This window comes from Bradyrhizobium sp. UFLA05-89, assembly GCF_059803475.1.
The window spans coordinates 1-17,565 of sequence record NZ_JBANBA010000097.1; the positions used below are offsets into that span (position 1 = coordinate 1).

A 17,565-nucleotide genomic window follows, 5' to 3' on the forward strand; every position below is an offset into this window, starting at 1 on the left:
GTGTGGAACCGATCGTTGGGATATGCTGGTTGTGCATGCCGTCGATTTTCAGGGAGATGACGTGAGCTAGGATCTGTTTGCTTGGGGAGGACTGTCGTGCAGCCACGTCAAGAGCGTCAGATCGACAAGAGCCGAGAACTTTCCTGGTACGAACATCTGCTCGTGCTCTTGCAGATGGGGGCGTCGATCGAGCATGCCCTCATGGTGCAATATTTGTACGCGGCCTATTCGCTGCGCGACGATGTCGAGCAGGCGCGGCGCTGGCGCGAGGCTCTGTTGCTGATCGCGCGTGAGGAAATGGGGCATCTGCTGACGGTGCAGAACGTTCTCGCGCTGCTTGGCGGCCCCATCAACATCGACCGCGAGGACTACCCCTTTCACACGCCGTTCCAGGCCTTTCCGTTCCAGCTTGAGCGCCTGACCCACGGCTCCCTGGCCTGCTATTGCTATGCAGAAATGCCCGTGGGTTTGGAAAAGGAGCGCCGTGCAGAGTACGATGCAATTCGCGCGGCCGCGGAGACGCACGTCAAGGAGCACGGAGAAAACTTCGGGGACGAAGTCAAAGGGGACGAAGTCAAACACGTCGGGGAGCTTTACCACCGGATCGTCGGGATTCTCGGCGATCCCGAGAAAATCCCGGACCACTGCTTTGTCGATGCCGCTTTCGGCCAAATGAGTTGGGATGACTGGGGGCGCAGCTACCGCGGCGAACCTGCACCGAAGACGACAACTCCAGAGTTCGCAGCGCAAACAGGCTCCGAACGGGCCACCCTCTTCATCAGCAAAGTCACGACTCGAGAGCAGGCCATTCTCGCTCTCGCGGAGCTTTCCGAGCAGGGCGAAGGCCTCGTTGCGGTCGACGAATTGATGGGAGGCACCCCTATCCTGCGAGCGATCCGCCCCAGTATTCATAAGGTAAAACCTGAAGACAGCCATTACGGGCGCTTGCGCGCGATGTACGAGGAGCTTTGCAACTATAAGGATGCTAGTGAGTTCAGCTGGAACGTTCCGTACAACCCGTCGAGCGACTATTCGGAAGACCGCCCTTCGGCGCAGGGCACAACTGCAAGCAGCACCAAGATCGAAAGCAGGCGGTCGCGCCGGTGGGCGGGGCTTTTCAATGTTCGATATCGCATGCTGCTGACCTGGCTGCTGCACGCGCTCACGCTGACCAGACGGCATCCGCCGCCGGCGACGGCGCATCTGCGCGGACAAATCATCCACCGCGTGTTCGGCGAGATGTACAACATAAAGGCGATTTCAGAAATTCTCGTCAAGTCGCCGTTGAAAGACGATCAAGATCTGAGTGATCTGCAAGATCCGAAAAGTCCGCGCGCCGGGCCCCCGTTCCAGATGCCTTCCCGCCTGACGCTTCCGCCCAACGAGCGCGATACCTGGCGGATTCACAGGGAGGCGATCGCAACATCGCAGGAGCTTTGCAAGAAGCTGCTCAGCGACAAGAAATATGCATTCTCTGTGGAGACCAGACCCGCGGCGAGAAACTACCTCGCGGCATTGATGCAAGCCGACAGGGACGCGCTTAAATGGATCAACACCGTTTTTGAAGGGCTCCGGTAAACTTGGGGGGCTAGTTCGATGACGATCAAAAAAATTGCGATTCTGCCGCCTTTAGCTTTTGCGCGTTTTGGCTCGCACCCGGAACCGGTCGACAATTACACACTTGAACCGCCGAAGGCGGACGATGACCCGCTCGGGTATCGCCGCATCGTACCCGAGCCGACGTTCCAGGTTTCGGCGAACGGTGAGATCACGGGGGATAAGACGCCGGAGACGATCATTTTCAAGCAGGACGGCAAGGTCCGCCCGGTGGCCCCGTTCTTCGAGCTGTGGGGCGAACTTGATGACGGCCGTTTTGTCCACCTCGATCAAGACATGTTGAGGAAAGCCAAGCTGGAATGGCGCATCGAGGTCGAAAATCGCAAGGTGTTCCGGCGCACCAACAATGAACGGGATAAAGTCAAGGCAGAAACCAAATGGTTTTCAGACCATGCGGTTCAGAAGCTTGAGGGTAAGTGCAAGAACTTTGTTGCCGGCGCTTCGATCGGCTTCGGCGAGGTGCGCTACATCAAGCCCAACAGGAGGTATCCCCACATCCGCTTGCGCTTCACGCCGGCGGCGGGGCGCATCTACGGCCCCGAGCAGCCCGCGGGTGACCACCTGGACGAAGAGTTCCTGGCAGCGCGCGTCTACAAATACCCGGGTCAGAATGCCAAGCCAAAGTCCAACTCCAAGGCCAAGTCTTGGGTGCGCTGGGAGCATGAACCCCAGAACGAGAAAGAACATGATATCGATACCGTGCCCCCCGATCTGTTCGCGATCATTCCGCCTGCGCCGCCATGGCTCAAGCAGGAGAAGGCCGAGAGTCGAGGCTATTTCGATGATGCCTGCGACGGGTTCGTGCGAGCGAAACTCACAATACCCGGCAAGACTCTACACGCAAAGGCGCGCATCGGCGTCGCGCCGCCGCATTACGCGCCCGACACGTTGTTTGTTCGCAATCTTCTTGATGAGCTCGAACAGGCGCGCGAAGGCGTCGAGATCGAAGGCGATTCGCGCGAGCGCGCTTTGGAGATCGTGCGGCGGGCGTTCGAAACCGTCCGCTTCATGAACGTCGCCGTCATGAACGGCAATCCGTTCAGAGGTCGCGATGGCATCGATCTCGATACCATGCCGGCCGAAGAGGCGTTCGGCAATCAACGCCCGCTGCGGCCGGTGTTTTCGCCCCCGGCGGCGGACACGCGGGCCATCATGGCATTGCATCAACGTGTCTTCGCTGCGGTGACGAGCGGGACCGCCGCCTGGTTCGCAAAGCTGCTTCGGCAGCCCGAAGAGGTCGCCGATCTGACCGACGACGGACGGCGCAAGATGCCGGCGCTCATGTGTGGCGCCGACAGTAATTATCTCGCTCTGACGCGCCGACAGATCAGGGCGCTCGAAAAGATCGGGCCGCCAAAGATGGTTCCGCCCGCGTCGAAGGGGTCCACGCAGGAGCCTGGTGCGCCGCCAAAGCAAGAGCCGCCTCCACCTCCGCCGTTGCAAACAATCGACGCGGATAAGCTTGTCCGGCTGCGCCCGGTGAACAAGAGCGCAGAGCTGCTGTACAAGGCGGCGGGCAATCCAATCAGTTCACATCCGATCACGGCCATCGGCAACTGTTGTCCGGGTCTCGAGTTCGATTTTCGTGCGGTCTGGCGCCGGCTGTTTGTTGGAATCACGCTGGTCGAGCACGACAACCTGGTCGTCGACGCCGATCATCAGTTTCGGCAATTGCGGGGACGTCGGCTGCTCAAGATCGACGGTCACAAAGTGGTCACCAGGATCAAGGGACCAAAAACATCGAACCCGATCGGCTCCGCCGTCGAAACCAACGAGGACAACCCGCAGGGCGTAATATGCATGGAGTGGTCGAACAGTCTTGCGCGCATTCTGACCAAGGCGGGTGAGAAGGTTACCTGTATTTTTAGTGACGAAAAGTGGGGCCCACGCACTGCTCTCGGCAAATATCCTGAAGGTGATCCCGATGAGACCGAGGACTCCGAGGAGACCGAGAATCCCGAATATCGGGTGAAGACAATCAAGCAGCAATTGGAGATCCGCGATTTCTTTGAAGACGACTCTGCGGTCGTCTCGGAAAGGCTGGCGGAAGCAGGCGAATTGACCCAGGGCTTGTGCTCGCCCTGGCAGAACGATTTTCGCGAATGCTCCTGCTACTACTGGGCCTCCAGCCGGCCCGACTATGTCAATGTCACCATCGGGCCGGACGGGACGAGCCGCGGCGACAATTGGCTGCAGAAGAAACGCAACGGCGACTACCTTCCGGACGATTACCAGGACTCGCGGCTCATCCTGTACGACGATCTGTTCAAGGAATGGGAGCGCATCCTCAAATTCCAGGTGGGGGGATGGGACTACGAGCCCGATGAGGAATCCGAGCACGCCGACGAGCTCCCGAAGAAAAAGTGATCCCCATGGGCATGGACGCGTTTGCAATGCCCTCACCCGTCGCGATGCGTTTCATGGCCGCCGGCGCGCCGCGCTCACCCGACATCCATTTGCTGGAAACCGAGGCTGGCCATCATCTGTTCGTGGTCAACGGCAGCCGGCTGTTCGACGTCGAGCCTGACCTGTTCGCTCGCCTCGGCGCTGCGATCGCCGCCGACCGGGTGAGCGAGGTTTTGTCCGGTATCGGCGTCGGCGAGCCGCCGTTGATCGACGATGCGCCGCTTCCCGCGCCGCCGATTCATGCACTGTCGCTCGCCATCGCGCAGAAGTGCAATCTCGGCTGCACCTATTGTTACGCCCAGCAAGGTGAGTTCGGCGGGACCGCCAAGAACATGGAACTTGGCGAGGCACTTCGCGCGGTGAACTTGCTGGTGGGAAGCGCCCAACCGGGGGCGCGCCTCAATCTCGCGTTTCTCGGCGGGGAGCCGCTGGTCAATCGCAAAGTGTTGCGGGCCGCCACACAGCACGCCGTGCATCTGGCCGAAAGCCGCAAGGCAAAGATCACCTTCTCGATCACGACCAACGGTACGTTGCTGAGCGAGGACGACGGTCGCTTCTTCGAGGAGCATGGTTTTGCGGTCACCATCAGTATCGATGGCCCGCGGGAAGCCCATGACGCCTTGCGCCCTTTCAAGGGCGGCGGCGGCAGTTATGACGCGGTGATGAAACGCGTCGCGCCGCTGCTCAAGATGCAGCAAAGAATGCAGGTCTCCGCGCGGGTGTCGGTGACGCCCCGAAACCTTTCCCTGCGCCGGACGCTCGACGCGTTTATTGCCGCCGGCTTTCACAGCGTCGGCTTTTCCCCTGTGCTCAGCGCGCCCAACGCCGAAGGCGAAATGCAGTCCGAGGATCTCGAACGCATGCTGGGGGAAATGATCGATTGCGGGCTGGAGTTCGAGCGCGCTTTGCGCAGCGGCCGGCGCTATCCCTTCGCCAACATGGTCAATGCGATGCGCGAGATCCACCGTGGAACGCATCGCCCCTATCCCTGCGGCGCAGGCGCCGGCTACCTTGGTGTGTCCGCCGAAGGCGAACTTTCGGCCTGCCACCGTTTTGTCGGAGACGAGATTGGCGCGATGGGCTCGCTCGACGACGGCGTCGACCTTTCTCGCCAGGCTGACTGGCTGGCAACGAGGCATGTCCACCAGCAGGAGCCCTGCAATTCCTGCTGGGCGCGCTATCTCTGCGGTGGGGGCTGCCACCACGAGGTCATCCGGCGCGGGCGGCCGGCTTGCGACTACATCCGCGCCTGGCTAAATTATTGCCTCGAGGCCTATCTCCGGCTGTCGTCCGACCCGGGAGCGGCTAGGTTCGGCCTGACAGGAACGGCCCATGGCTGACGTCTGCGTCATCGGAGCGGGGCCAGCCGGTAGCACATTCGCTGCGCGAATGGCCCAACTCGGACATCGAGTTCATCTGATCGAACGGAAGCTATTCCCGCGCAGGCATCTGGGCGAGTCCTTGAGTCCCGGCGTCATGACGCTGCTCAGGGCGGCCGATATGCATGAGACGGTGGAGGCGGCGGGCTTTCCCAGAGTGAGCGGTGTCTGGGTAAAATGGGCTGACGGGCCGAGATTCCGTGAGGATCCCAGAGAGGAATGCCTCCTGGTCGATCGCGGCGAGTTCGATCTGCGCTTGCTGGAGCGCGCGCGGGCCTTCGGGGTGCGGGTTCATCAACCCGCGCATGTCCTCGAGCAAGTTTGGGACGGCGCGAAATGGCGGCTGACCGTCGACGCCGACGGTACCTGCGTGCATCTAGCTGCCGACTTCGTGGCGAATGCCAGCGGACGGCGCGGCGTTTCACCGCGCCGTCAAGCCAAGACGGGTGCGTCCACGCTGGCGCTTTATGGCTATTGGCGTGGCGCGAGCGTGCGGACCGCGCCGTGGATCGAGGCGGGCGAGGACGTTTGGTATTGGGGCGTTCCCTTGCCCGACGGAACCTATAACACGCTGGTGTTTGTCGATCCCGACCGGTTCAGGTCGGCTCCGGGCTCCAATCTGTCGGAGCGCTTTCTGGGGCTCATCGGTCGCTCCGGTTTGATGGCGGACTGTCGCGACGCCGAGCTGGTCGCCCCCGCGCGCGCCATCGACGCGACACCCTATCTCAGCAGCGACTGTGTGGCGCCCACGCGAATTCAGCTAGGGGACGCAGCGCTTGCGATCGATCCGATTTCATCCAGCGGTGTTCAAAAGGCGATCCAGACGGCGCTTTCCGGCGCCATCGTCGCCAACACCCTGCTGAACCGGCGCGAAATGACCAAGGCTGCTCTGGATTTTTATGGCGCGCAGCTGAACGATGCATCGGATCGACATCGTCGCTGGGCCGCCGGGCACTATCGCGCTGTCGCGGATCAATGCGATCGCCCGTTCTGGCGGCAGCGCTCGGCGCCGTTCGAGACCGGGGAACCCCCACCGCTTCCGGCCTTCGACGCCGACGCTTTGGCAATGACGCCCGTGGAGCTGTCGCCCGAACTGGAGTTTGTCTCCACGCCCTGTCTGCGGGGTGACTTTGTCAGCATCGCCTCGGCCCTGCATCATCCGCGCCTTGGAAGCCCGCTGGTGTTCCTCGGGGGCCGGGAACTTGCGCCGCTGCTGCAGGACCTACCGCCGGGCAAGACGCCGCTGCAGATCGCGCAATCCTGGTCGAACCGCATGCCGCTCAAATCCGGCATGGCGATCGCAGGCTGGCTCGTCAATCACGGCGTCCTGGTCGGACAGTCTAAGCAGGGCGGAGCGCCGTCATGAGAGCTGCCCCCCTCTCGGAATGGCTCAAGTCACACGATCTCGAACGTTTCATTGAAGTGTTCGAGGAAAACGAGGTTGACCTCGCGACCCTTCGGGTGCTGACCGACAGTGATCTCAAGGAGCTTGGTATCCCGTTCGGACCGCGCAAGCGAATCCTCAGCGTGCTGGGCGAGGGAAGGGCGCTCAACGAATCGGCCGCGCAGGCCGGGACGGCGACGGGTGAGCGCCGCCAGTTGACGGTACTGTTCTGCGACATGGTGGAGTCCACCAAGCTTGCCTACAAGTTCGATCCCGAGAGGCAGCAGATCATCCTTCGCGCCTACGAAGAGGCCTGCACGACCTGTGTGAATCGTTACGAGGGCTACGTCTTCAGGATGCTGGGCGATGGCGTCGTCGCTTTTTTCGGATTCCCACTCGCGCACGAATCCGAGGCTGAACGCGCGATCCGCGCCGGGTTGGATATCGTCGAGGCCATCGCACGACTGAATATCAAAGGCGTTGGGCGGCTGCAGGTTCGCATCGGTATCGCTTCAGGCATAATTGTCGTCGCCTCCGGCGAACGGAACGCGTTCGGCGAAACCATGAACCTGGCCTCCCGCCTTCAGACGGTCGCCAAACCGAGCTCCGTCGTAGTGAGCGAAAGCGTGCGCCGGTTGGCGGCCGGGGAGTTCGAATATGAGGATCTAGGGGAAACGGATCTGAAGGGCGTCAGCGGCTCTACGAAGGTCTATCACGTACTCGGTCTGAGTCAGGCCGAGAGCCGCTTTGAAGCCGCAACGAAGCGTGGGCTCACGCCGATTGTCGGGCGTGATGCAGAGCTCTCGACATTGATAGACATGTGGCGGCAGGTGAAAGAGTCGCGTTCGGGGCAGGCGATCCTGCTGTGCGGGGAAGCCGGTATTGGCAAGAGCCGAATGGTCAGTGCGCTGCGCGAACGCCTCCAGAACGAACCCGTCCAAACTCGGCTGTTTCAATGCTCGCCATTCTTCGTCAATAGCGCTTTCTATCCTATTCGTTCGTCTTTCGAACGGGCGCTCCTTCCGGTTCGCAACAAGGGTGCGCAGATCCAATTGGGCCAGCTCGAGGCGCGGCTCGTCAACCGACTGGGCCTCGCCCGGCAAGACATGCGCTTTGTCGCAGCGTTGCTTTCGGTTCCTTACCAGGAGCGCTACGGGGTGATTCTCGTTTCCCCCAAGCTCGCCAAGGAAGAGACGATGCGAGTGTTGATTGAGATCGTCCGGGCTGAGGCGCGCGCGGGACCTACCCTTATCCTGTTCGAGGACGCTCACTGGGCTGACCCGACGACGCTCGACCTGCTTGGACGCTTTATCGATGTTCTGGCCGACATTCCGACTTTGCTAGTGGTCACGGCGCGCCCTGAATTTAGAGCGCCATGGACGAATCACTCTGCCGTAACCGCGATTGGTTTGGCGAAGTTCACCCCGGCGCAGAGCAGTTCGCTCGTCGCGAATGTCGTAGGGCGGAAGGCGCTGCCGCCAGGCCTTGCTGCTCAGATTGTTGCCAAGGCCGACGGCGTTCCCTTGTTCGTCGAGGAGCTGACGAAAACCATCATGGAGTCCGGCGACCTGATCCTCGAGGGCGATCGGTACGCCTATGCCGGATCGTCGGCCAACGTCACGATCCCCGAGACCCTGCGAGACTCGCTGATGGCGCGCCTCGATAGGGTAGCGGTGAGCAAGGAAATCGCCCAGGTGGGTTCGGTCATCGGCCGCGAGTTCAGTTATGAACTACTCGCCGGGTTAGAGCTGATGAGCGAGGAGGCGCTGAGCGACGGACTACGACACTTGACCTCGTCCGGGCTGGCGACCTGCCACGGTGAGACTCCCCACGCCGCGTATACGTTCTCCCACGCCCTTGTTCAGGATGCCGCCTATGAATCTCTCCTAAAAAGTCGACGTCGGCAGCTGCACGGTGATGTCGCCCATCTCCTCGAGGAACGTTGGCCAGCGACGCGCGACTCCGCCCCGGAATTGCTCGCCTTTCATCACACCGCGGCGGAGTGCCATCGTGTCGCCGCGCCGCTGTGGCTGCGGGCCGGCGAAGCCGCGATCGGGCGATTTGCCTTGCGCGAAGCAATCACCCATTTGCGGACCGGCATGTCGGCGGTATCGAAGCTTCGGCCCTCAAAAGCGCGCGACCTTATGGAAATCTCACTGAGAACCGCGCTCGGGCCAACGATCGTGGCGCAGCGAGGTTGGGGGCAGGCGGAGGTCAGTGATATTCTCGAACCAGCATGGCGGCTCGCGCAGTCGCTCAAGCACACGACGGCCTACTTGCCGATCCTGAACGCGTTGTCGGTGCACTATATGTGCATAGACCAGCTGACGGAATCCCTCCGCTGGGCTGACAGACTATCAAGGGCGGGGGCAGAACTCGGCGACGACGGCTTGGAAATTGTCGGACATCGCGCCACTTCCGCCTGCCATTACTGGCTCGGCGAATTCGAAGCGGCGCGCCGCTCTGGCGATGAAGTGCACAGGCTTTACGACCCGGAGCGGCATTGGGGCCTGGTGGCGCTCACCAACACCGACCCGTTCACCGGCGAAGGCATTTATCGCGCGCAGTTCCTCTGGATGATGGGTTATCCCGATCAAGCGCTCGCGGCGAACCAGGCTACCGAGGCCAACGCCCGGCGCCGGGGCCATCCGTTCGACCTTGCCTTCGCGCTCACGCTCGGTGCGCAATTGTTCGATTATCTCTGCGATTCCGATGCGCTGCTGCAACGTACCGACGAGGCCGAACGCATCGGTAAGGAGCGCGGCATCGCGTTGCTTGGCGAAATCATGACCGAGATCAGCCGCGGCGTCGCGTGGCTGCGCGCCGGCCGTTTGGCCGAGGCCTTGACGCAGCTGGATCACGGTATCGAGCGGCTGATGCAGACAGGGCACCGGATCTGGATCTGGTATCTCAGGGCTTTGCGCGCCGAAGCGCTGGCGCTAACCGGAGACATCGATGGCGCCTGGAGGCTCATCGAGGAGAGTGTCGTTCGCATCGAAGCCGGCGAGGAGCGGTCGCACTATGCCGAGGTGCTGCGCTTGAGGGGCTGGATATTGATCTTGCGAAGCGAACCTGAACAAGCCGCGGCGACCTTACGCAAGTCCTTGACGGTTGCCGGTGACCAGCGCGCAAAATCCTGGGAGCTTCGCACCGCGACCACGCTCGCCCGTCTTTTGGCGACCGGAGGCGATCAGGCTGAAGCGTTTGCGGTGCTGGCGCCCGTCTATGAATGGTTCACCGAAGGGCGCGACACCAGGGATTTGAGGGAAGCCGCCCAACTTCTGGCCGAACTTCGCGGCGCCCCGCCTGCGCGACAATCCCGAACCGTTCAAAAAGCCTGAGCCTAGCAGGGAGTATCACGATGTCTAAGAAACATGAGGCGGAGGAAGCGGCGATCAGGGAGCTCGATGCGCAATGGAGCAAAGCGGCAACCGCAAAGAATATGGATGATGTGATGAAGTTCTACGCAATCGACGGTTCGATAGTGTGGCCGGACCAGCCGCCCGCCAAGGGACACGCAGACATTCGCGACAGGTGGGAGGAAATCTTCAAGGCAGCGCCGAACATGTATCTGGATTTCAAACCGACGCACATCGAGATCGCCAGCGGATGCGACATGGCTTCTGACTTCGGCGTGGTGCATTTCGCACCGCATGCCAAACCCGATGATCGCAAGAACACCGCAAAGTATCTCGTGGTCTGGAAGCGCGAACACGGCGACTGGAAAGTGCTTTACGACTGCTGGAACTGGAACGCACCGGAAAAGGATCGCAAATGATCGATCCTGAGTGCGGGATTGATGGACGCGACAGTCGCACTGAAACCGGAAGAAGCGCCGAGGCTGGTCCCGAGAACTCGTTGGTCGACCACTGAATGAAGCCCGGAAATTGGGTTGGAAGGAACTGGTTTTATTCTGAATGGCGCGCCATTTTGCCATCTTTCAGAATAAGAACTCCAACCTCCAAATCCGCGTCCGGACCGGCTCCGGTACTCGACGGAGAGAAGCGAACGCGCGCGGCAATTCGGTGGAGTTCGAGATGAATTCGCGCCGCTTCATTTGATCACCTCGCCGGCTTGGCAAACTGCATTGCCGATGAGGCGACACACGCGGAGCGGCCGGATCGGCACGCTGTAGGCGAACCTGTGATTTCGTCACTTCGATTGAATCTCTCATGCCTCTTGTTGCTGGCACTGCTCGCGCTGAGCAGTAGCTTGGTTCGCGCGCAGGGCTTGGCGCCCGACCGCGAGCTGGTGGTGGCGACCAAGGAAGCCGCGCCTTTCGCCATGAAACAGACGGATGGGAACTGGGGCGGTATCAGCATCGAGCTCTGGAAAAGGATCGCCGATGGAGCGCATCTGCATTTTCGCGTGGTCGAGACCCAGAGCGTGCAGGATCTGCTGGATGGCGTCGCGAAAGGCAACTTCGACGTCGGTGTTGCGGCGATAACCGTGACTGCTGCGCGTGCGCGCAGCGTCGACTTTACCCAACCTTTCTACAACACCGGGCTCGGGATTGCAGTCCCGATCAATGAAAGCACCTGGGTCGCCATCGCCCGGGCGCTTTTTTCTTTCGGCTTCTTCCAGGCTGTCGCGGCGCTGCTTTGTTTTGCTATGGCGGTAGGCTTCCTGATTTGGCTGCTGGAACGCCGGAAAACGGAGCATTTCAGCGGAGGAGCCAGGGGGCTTGGCTCCAGCTTCTGGTGGTCAGCCATTGCAATGACGCAGGCGGGAGCCGCTCAGAACGCTCCGACAACCCTCCCCGGGCGAATCGTCGCGGTCGGCTGGATGATCGCGTCTGTCATCGCCATAGCGGTGTTCACCGCCGGCATCACCTCCACTCTCACGCGCAGAGAGCTCCAAGGCGCGGTCCACAGCTTCAACGACTTGCGATCCGTGCGGGTCGGCGCCGTCGCAAACTCCGCCACAAGCGACTACCTCACTCGCCAGCAGCTTTCGTTCCGGACATTTCCGGACGTTCAGGGCGGCTTGTCCGCATTGAGTAGCGGATCGATCGACGCCCTCGTGCATGACAAGCCGCTGATCGCCTGGATGGTTCGCAACGACTTCTCAGCCTCCGTCCGGGTCGTCGACACCAGCTTCAACAGCGAAAGCTATGCGATCGTGCTGCCAAAGGACAGCGCATTGCGGCCGATGCTCGATCTCGCCGTGCTTGATCAAATCGAAAGTGAGTGGTGGCAACAGACGCTGTTCCAGGCCCTTGGAAATGCACGGTCTCGCTAGCACCAGGATGCATAGAGGGTCACCAGCTTGGCTCGATCATCCATCCCAGCCTCCCGTCTGTGCAACCCAGCTCTGAATTTCCGGACTGCGCGTTGGTGTTACGTTCAACACTCCCGGGAACCAGGCGTCACCTGCACTCGCGCCCCAAAATCCAGCGGCAAGCTTCCTGGCAACGTCTAGCGGCTGAGGAAAGCGGATGGCACGTTTGCTTTCAGTCAATGTCGGTCTGCCGCGTGACATCGCATGGCGAGGCGGGACCGTTCATACGGGCATCTGGAAAACGCCGATCACAGGCCCGCGCATGGTGCGCCGGCTCAACGTCGACGGCGACGGACAAGGCGACATCGCAGGCCACGGCGGCGAGCACCGCGCCGTTTTCGTCTATCAAATCGAGTCCTATCAATATTGGCAGAACCAACTCGGTCGGAAGGACCTCGCTTACGGTCAGTTTGGCGAGAATTTCACCGTGGAAGGCATGGGCGACACCGAAGTGTGCATCGGGGACCGCTACCGGATCGCGGACGCCCTGTTCGAGGTGACGCAGCCGCGCGTCACCTGCTATCGCGTGGGCATCCGTATGGACGAGCCGGAAATGGCCGCGCTGCTCGTCAAGCACGGCAGGCCTGGCTTCTATCTCCGTGTGATCGAGGAAGGGGAAGTAAAGGCCGGTGACGAGATTGTCCTGGTCGCAGTCGGCCCCGAGCGCATGAGCGTGTCCGAGATCAATGCGCTGCTCTACACGGCGGACCACCCCAGCGACCGCCTGGAGCGCGCGATGCGCATTCCGGCATTGAGCCCGGGCTGGCGCAATTCCTTTGTGGCACTGCTCGAGCAACAGCGCAGGGACGGCCCGGCACGCGGAAACCCGGGCCTTGTCGCAGCGTCCGGGCCGCCTCCGGCCTGGCGCGGATTCCGCCCGTTTCGTGTCGCGCGCAAGGTGCGGGAGAGCGACAACGTAACGTCGCTGGTGCTTGAGCCCACGGACGGACGGCCTGTTGCTGCCGCTCTCCCCGGACAATTCGTCGTGTTGCAGCTCGGGCCGGCTTCTGCGCCAGCACTGATGCGAAGCTATTCGTTGTCGGGAAAGCCTGACGATACGTCCTATCGCGTGAGCGTGAAGCGGGAAGCGCATGGTAAGGCCAGCACTTATGTCGCAGATGAGCTCGGGGTTGGCGACATCCTGCAGGCAAGTGCGGCGCGCGGCAGTTTCACGCTGCAACAAGGTAAACGGCCGGTGGTGCTGTTGAGCGCCGGCATTGGCGTGACACCCGTGCTCGCGATGCTCCACGCGCTGGCGGCGGAAGCCACGACGAGGGAAATCTGGTGGCTGCACGGCGCCCGCAACGGTCGGGAGCATCCGTTTATTGCGGAGACGCGTGGGCTGCTCGAAGCGCTGGTTCACCATCACAGCTACATCTGCTACAGTGCGCCGGATTCCGGGGATCGGCCCGGCGTGGATTTTGACGCTACCGGACACCTCGATCCCGCAGTGCTTCACAAGCTCCGCGTCCCTCGCGACGCCGACTTCTATATCTGCGGTCCGGCAAAATTCATGGAAGATCTGACCACGGGTCTTGGCGCAATGGGCGTGGCGCGGGATTGCATCCAGACCGAGATGTTCGGCGCCAAGCCCTCCCGGACACCTGGCATTGTTGCTTCACCTCGCCGGCATCCGCATCCGCCGGCCGGGACTTCGGATGCAGGACCGCTGGTTTCCTTCGCCCGCAGCGGTCTCGATGTCCGCTGGAGACCATCCTTCCAAAGCTTGCTCGAGCTGGCGGAGGCTTGTGACGTGCCTGTGCGGTGGTCGTGCCGAACCGGAGTCTGCCACGCCTGCGAGTCCGGACTTGTGTCGGGAACGATCGCCTATCGGCCAGACCCGATCGATGCACCGGCAGAGGGTAATCTGCTGATCTGCTGCTCACGCCCCGAGGGCGACATCGTGATTGATCTCTGATCGTGGTGAGGCAACGGCAAGAACGACGGAGGAACCGAGATGCGATCCGACATGACGCAGGGAGCCATTTTTCCGGACTATGAGCTCAGCGACCACACAGGCAAGCATCGCAAGCTCTCGGAATTGCAGGGCGACGATCCGATGGTCCTGGTCCTTGGCCGGGGCGGATACTGTCCAAAGGATCGCCGTCAGGCCGAAGGCCTGCTTCAACTCCATCGCGAGATGGAGGTTGGATATTGCCGAATGGTCACGATCACGACTGACAACATCATTGAAACGAATGAATATCGCAGCGGCGTAGGCGCCCACTGGCCCTTTCTTTCCGATGCACGGCGCATCGTGCAGAAGGATCTGGACATCGCAGAGTATACTGATCCCATTCACAATCCGATGATTCCGCATGTGATCGTGCTGGAGCCTGGGCTTGTCATCTACAAAATCTACAATGGCTACTGGTTCTTCGGGCGTCCAACCGTCGAAGAACTCCGCCAGGACCTTCGGGCCGTCGGCAAGAAATGCCGGCCGGATTGGGACATCACGACGGTCGAGCTGAAGGCGCTTTGGCAGCAAGGCCGGAAGGAACTCTTCTACCCATATGGCAAGCCTCGCGATGGATAGAGCGCAGCGCTCGCTCTGCGACAGATGAAGTACCGGCCGCATCCCCCGAGCATCACTCCCTCCTCCAGAACGAGTGTCTAAAGATTTCGTCTCACTCTTTCGAGAAATCGTTCTTTCTCGCCAGGCGCGTAAGCTTGGGAAGCTCCGTAATACGGCTCATTGTGCGGCACGCTCTCGGAGAGCATTTTTAGGCGCCGTGCAATAGCTACTCCTCCACCGCCAACCCCTCCCCATGCACATACCACTCCGCCCGTGACGCCCACTGCACGTGCCGGTCCGGCGTCATCCCAAGCGGTTCGTCGAATGCGCCGGCGTGGATGATCGCCTCGCGTCCGCTGCGGGTGAGGTGTGGCATGGGGCTGCCGCAAATCTTGCAGAATGCGGTTGCAAAGCTTCGCGCCGTCGGCAGGTCGTAGCGGGTGACGGATGCTTCTCCGCGCAGCCATCGCAGTGCGGAGGCCTCTACGATCACCTCGCAGGAATGCGCGGTCCCGGTCGCCTTCCGGCAGCGCGAGCAGTGGCAGTTCAGGAAGCGATCGAATGGACCCTCGACCTCGAAGGCGACTTCGCCGCAGAGGCAGCTTCCCTTAAACGCGGCCATCATGGTCTCCTCATTCTCATCCTAGCCCGCTTTGGCCGCGAACCCTTGCAGCGCATAGAGCCACCCCAGCAGCGTCACGACCGATAGCAGCGTCGTGATCGAGACCGTGGCTGCGACCAACGAATGCTCCACCTTGTAGGCTCCGGCCAATATGTAGGCCGTCTTGGCTGTCGGCACGGCGGCGCAGATGACGGCGGCGATCGTGTAGAACGGATTGAGGCCGGAGGCGACACACAGGGCGTAGACGAGCAGCGGCATGAACACGAGCTTGACGGCCGCGAGCACGAGCGAGGCCTTGAGGTTCGCGCGCACGCCTTCGATCGAGAGGCCGAGCCCGATGGCGAAGAGGGCGCACGGCGTGAGCGCGGCCGCGAAAATGTTCAGATAATCCTTGAGCGGAGCAGGAATCGGCAGGCCCGTGATCGCCCAGGCAAGACCGATCAGGGTCGAGAGCACCATCGGGTTGAGCAGGATCTGCTTCACGAGCGTAGAGGGGGCTGCCGCGCCCGGCGCGCCCCGGCCGCTGCTCTCCAAGAGGATGACGGTCACCGGGAACATCACGGCTGCGACGAACACGGTTGCGATGGCCGCGGGCAGCACGGCCGGCTGCCCGTAGATCGAGTGCAGGACCGGCAGTGCAACGAAACCGGTATTGGTCATCGCGGCCGTCATGCCCTGCATCGTGCTGGAGGCGAGATCGCGGCCGAGGACCAAGCGAACGACGAGAAAGACCAGCGCGAAGCACAGCATCGATCCACCGCCAAAGGCGAACAGGAAGCGCCATTCCAGCAGATTGCTCGCCGGCTCCTGCGCGATGGTGACGACCAGCAGCGCTGGCATCGCTACGTTATAAGCGAAATGCACGAGCCCGTCGGCCAGCGACCGCGAGATGTAGCCGAGCCAACCGGCGAGCCAGCCAGTGACGATGATGGCAAATACGGGAAGGACGAGGCCGGCGACTTGCATCCTGGTTTCCCCCTGGCTGATTCCCTGATCAGGCCCCGTCATGTCATCTCGGGGCATGCGACCCCGGGTTGTTGAGGCTATACTAGTTCAGATTCCGGATCAGCTTCCAGGAAACCTCATGTGGGGTCCGCTCAGCCGGCGTGATGCGGTGCTGCAAACCGCGGGGCTTGCGGCCGCGAGCGTGGCCGCCGCCATTCCTGTGGCCGGCCGGGCGGTGTCGTCGCTGGCGCCGCTGCGCAGCCGGGAAATCGATGGTGCATTGTCGGCCGGCGTCAGCGCCCAAAGGATTCCCGGCGTGGTGGCAATGGCCGCGAACGAGCAGTCGGTGCTCTATGAGGGGGCCTTCGGCCTGCGCAATGGCGATGCGGCCTCGCGTATGTCGACTGATACGATCTTCCGCATCGCCTCGATGGTCAAATTGCTGACATCGGTTGCGGCGCTGCAACTCGTGGAGCAGGGCAGGCTGCATCTGGACGAGCCGGCCGCCGATATCGATCCGGCGCTCGCCGCTATTCAGGTGCTCGCCGGTTTCGACGCGAAGGGTGCCCCGCAACTGCATCCTCCCGAGAGGCCGCTGACGCTGCGCCATCTGTTGTCGCACACCTCCGGCTTCAGCTATCTGCTCTGGGATCCGAAGGTCGCCCGCTATCTCAAGGTCGCGCGCGGCGTGCCGAGGCTGCCGCGCATGCCGCTGATGTTCGAGCCCGGCGCAAGATGGGCCTATGGCGGCAGCCTCGACCGCGTCGGCCGGATGGTGGAGATCGCGAGCGGCGAGCCGCTCGAGCGCTACTTCCGCGACCACATCACCGGTCCGCTCGCCATGAACGACACCGTCGTCGCGCTCGACGACAAGCAGCGTGCGCGAGAGGCCAGCCTGTTCGTGCGGGATGCGCGGGGCAAGCTTCTGGAGCAGCCGCTGGAAAAGCCGGGCGGCAACAAGGCGTTTCTGGGTGGTGGCGGCATCTATTCCACCGCGTCCGATTACCTGACCCTGCTCCAGGCGCTGCTCAACGGCGGCAGCCTGCGCGGCAACCGTATCCTCCAGCCTGCGACGGTTGCCTCGATGTCCGAAAATCAGATCGGCAATCTCGAGGCCGGCATCCTCAAGACGACCAATCCGGCGCTCTCGAACGACGTGGACTTCTTCCCGGGTGCCCATCTGCGGTGGGGGCTGGGCGATATGATCAATCTCGATCCCGTCCCGGATGGCAGGAGCGCCGGCAGCCTGACCTGGGCCGGCCTGTTCAACACCTATTACTGGATCGATCCCGCGAAGCGCCTTGCTGGCGTCATCATGATGCAGATCCTGCCTTTCGCGGACCGCGAAGCGCTGAACGCCTATCGCCAGTTCGAACACGGGGTTTACCGCGCGTTGCGGCAGTCCTGATCTTTTATA

The 17,565-nt window shown here is 62.0% G+C and carries 12 protein-coding genes; 10 read left to right on the forward strand and 2 right to left on the reverse strand.

Annotation, left to right across the window (positions count from 1 at the left end; genetic code table 11):
• The first annotated feature begins 96 nt into the window (after positions 1-96).
• The 9 genes from SO139_RS34840 to SO139_RS34880 all read left to right on the forward strand — a co-directional run bounded on the left by SO139_RS34840 (position 97) and on the right by SO139_RS34880 (position 14,602).
• Positions 97-1,578 carry a ferritin-like domain-containing protein gene (locus tag SO139_RS34840; RefSeq protein ID WP_449382452.1) on the forward strand — a complete coding sequence of 494 codons (1,482 nt, stop codon included), beginning with the start codon at positions 97-99 and terminating at the stop codon, positions 1,576-1,578.
• A gap of 18 nt (positions 1,579-1,596) precedes the next feature.
• The gene (locus SO139_RS34845; protein ID WP_449382451.1) at positions 1,597-3,984 is read left to right on the forward strand and encodes a hypothetical protein; all 2,388 of its coding nucleotides are present in this window, start codon (positions 1,597-1,599) and stop codon (positions 3,982-3,984) included.
• 26 nt (positions 3,985-4,010) lie between these two features.
• Entirely contained in the window at positions 4,011-5,363 is a 1,353-nt protein-coding gene (locus tag SO139_RS34850) for a radical SAM protein (protein WP_449382450.1), read from the forward strand.
• Positions 5,356-6,768, forward strand: a complete 1,413-nt coding sequence (gene qhpG, locus SO139_RS34855; protein ID WP_498541440.1) for a flavin-dependent monooxygenase QhpG — start codon at positions 5,356-5,358, stop codon at positions 6,766-6,768. Before SO139_RS34850 ends, qhpG begins: the two co-directional genes overlap by 8 nt.
• The gene (locus SO139_RS34860) at positions 6,765-10,127 is read left to right on the forward strand and encodes an adenylate/guanylate cyclase domain-containing protein (protein WP_449382448.1); all 3,363 of its coding nucleotides are present in this window, start codon (positions 6,765-6,767) and stop codon (positions 10,125-10,127) included. Before qhpG ends, SO139_RS34860 begins: the two co-directional genes overlap by 4 nt.
• Positions 10,128-10,147: 20 nt before the next feature.
• Complete coding sequence (locus SO139_RS34865) at positions 10,148-10,564, forward strand: YybH family protein (RefSeq protein WP_474801780.1); 417 nt, start codon at positions 10,148-10,150, stop codon at positions 10,562-10,564.
• Between the two features lie 401 nt (positions 10,565-10,965).
• A complete protein-coding gene (locus SO139_RS34870; RefSeq protein ID WP_498541441.1) occupies positions 10,966-12,027 on the forward strand; it encodes a transporter substrate-binding domain-containing protein in 1,062 nt (353 codons plus the stop codon).
• Between the two features lie 196 nt (positions 12,028-12,223).
• Positions 12,224-13,984, forward strand: a complete 1,761-nt coding sequence (locus SO139_RS34875) for an MOSC domain-containing protein (protein ID WP_498541442.1) — start codon at positions 12,224-12,226, stop codon at positions 13,982-13,984.
• 39 nt (positions 13,985-14,023) lie between these two features.
• Positions 14,024-14,602: a redoxin domain-containing protein gene (locus SO139_RS34880; RefSeq protein WP_449382444.1), complete on the forward strand. Its 579-nt coding sequence runs from the start codon at positions 14,024-14,026 to the stop codon at positions 14,600-14,602.
• 205 nt (positions 14,603-14,807) lie between these two features.
• Here SO139_RS34880 and SO139_RS34885 read toward each other — a convergent pair whose 3' ends face one another.
• Positions 14,808-15,203 carry a GFA family protein gene (locus SO139_RS34885; protein WP_449382443.1) on the reverse strand — a complete coding sequence of 132 codons (396 nt, stop codon included), beginning with the start codon at positions 15,201-15,203 and terminating at the stop codon, positions 14,808-14,810.
• A gap of 21 nt (positions 15,204-15,224) precedes the next feature.
• The gene (locus SO139_RS34890) at positions 15,225-16,169 is read right to left on the reverse strand and encodes an AEC family transporter (protein WP_449382442.1); all 945 of its coding nucleotides are present in this window, start codon (positions 16,167-16,169) and stop codon (positions 15,225-15,227) included.
• 118 nt (positions 16,170-16,287) lie between these two features.
• On the opposite strand from SO139_RS34890, the gene SO139_RS34895 reads away from it, so the two are divergent.
• On the forward strand, positions 16,288-17,556 hold the full coding sequence (locus SO139_RS34895) for a serine hydrolase domain-containing protein (RefSeq protein WP_449382441.1): 1,269 nt from the start codon (positions 16,288-16,290) through the stop codon (positions 17,554-17,556).
• Positions 17,557-17,565 lie beyond the last annotated feature (9 nt).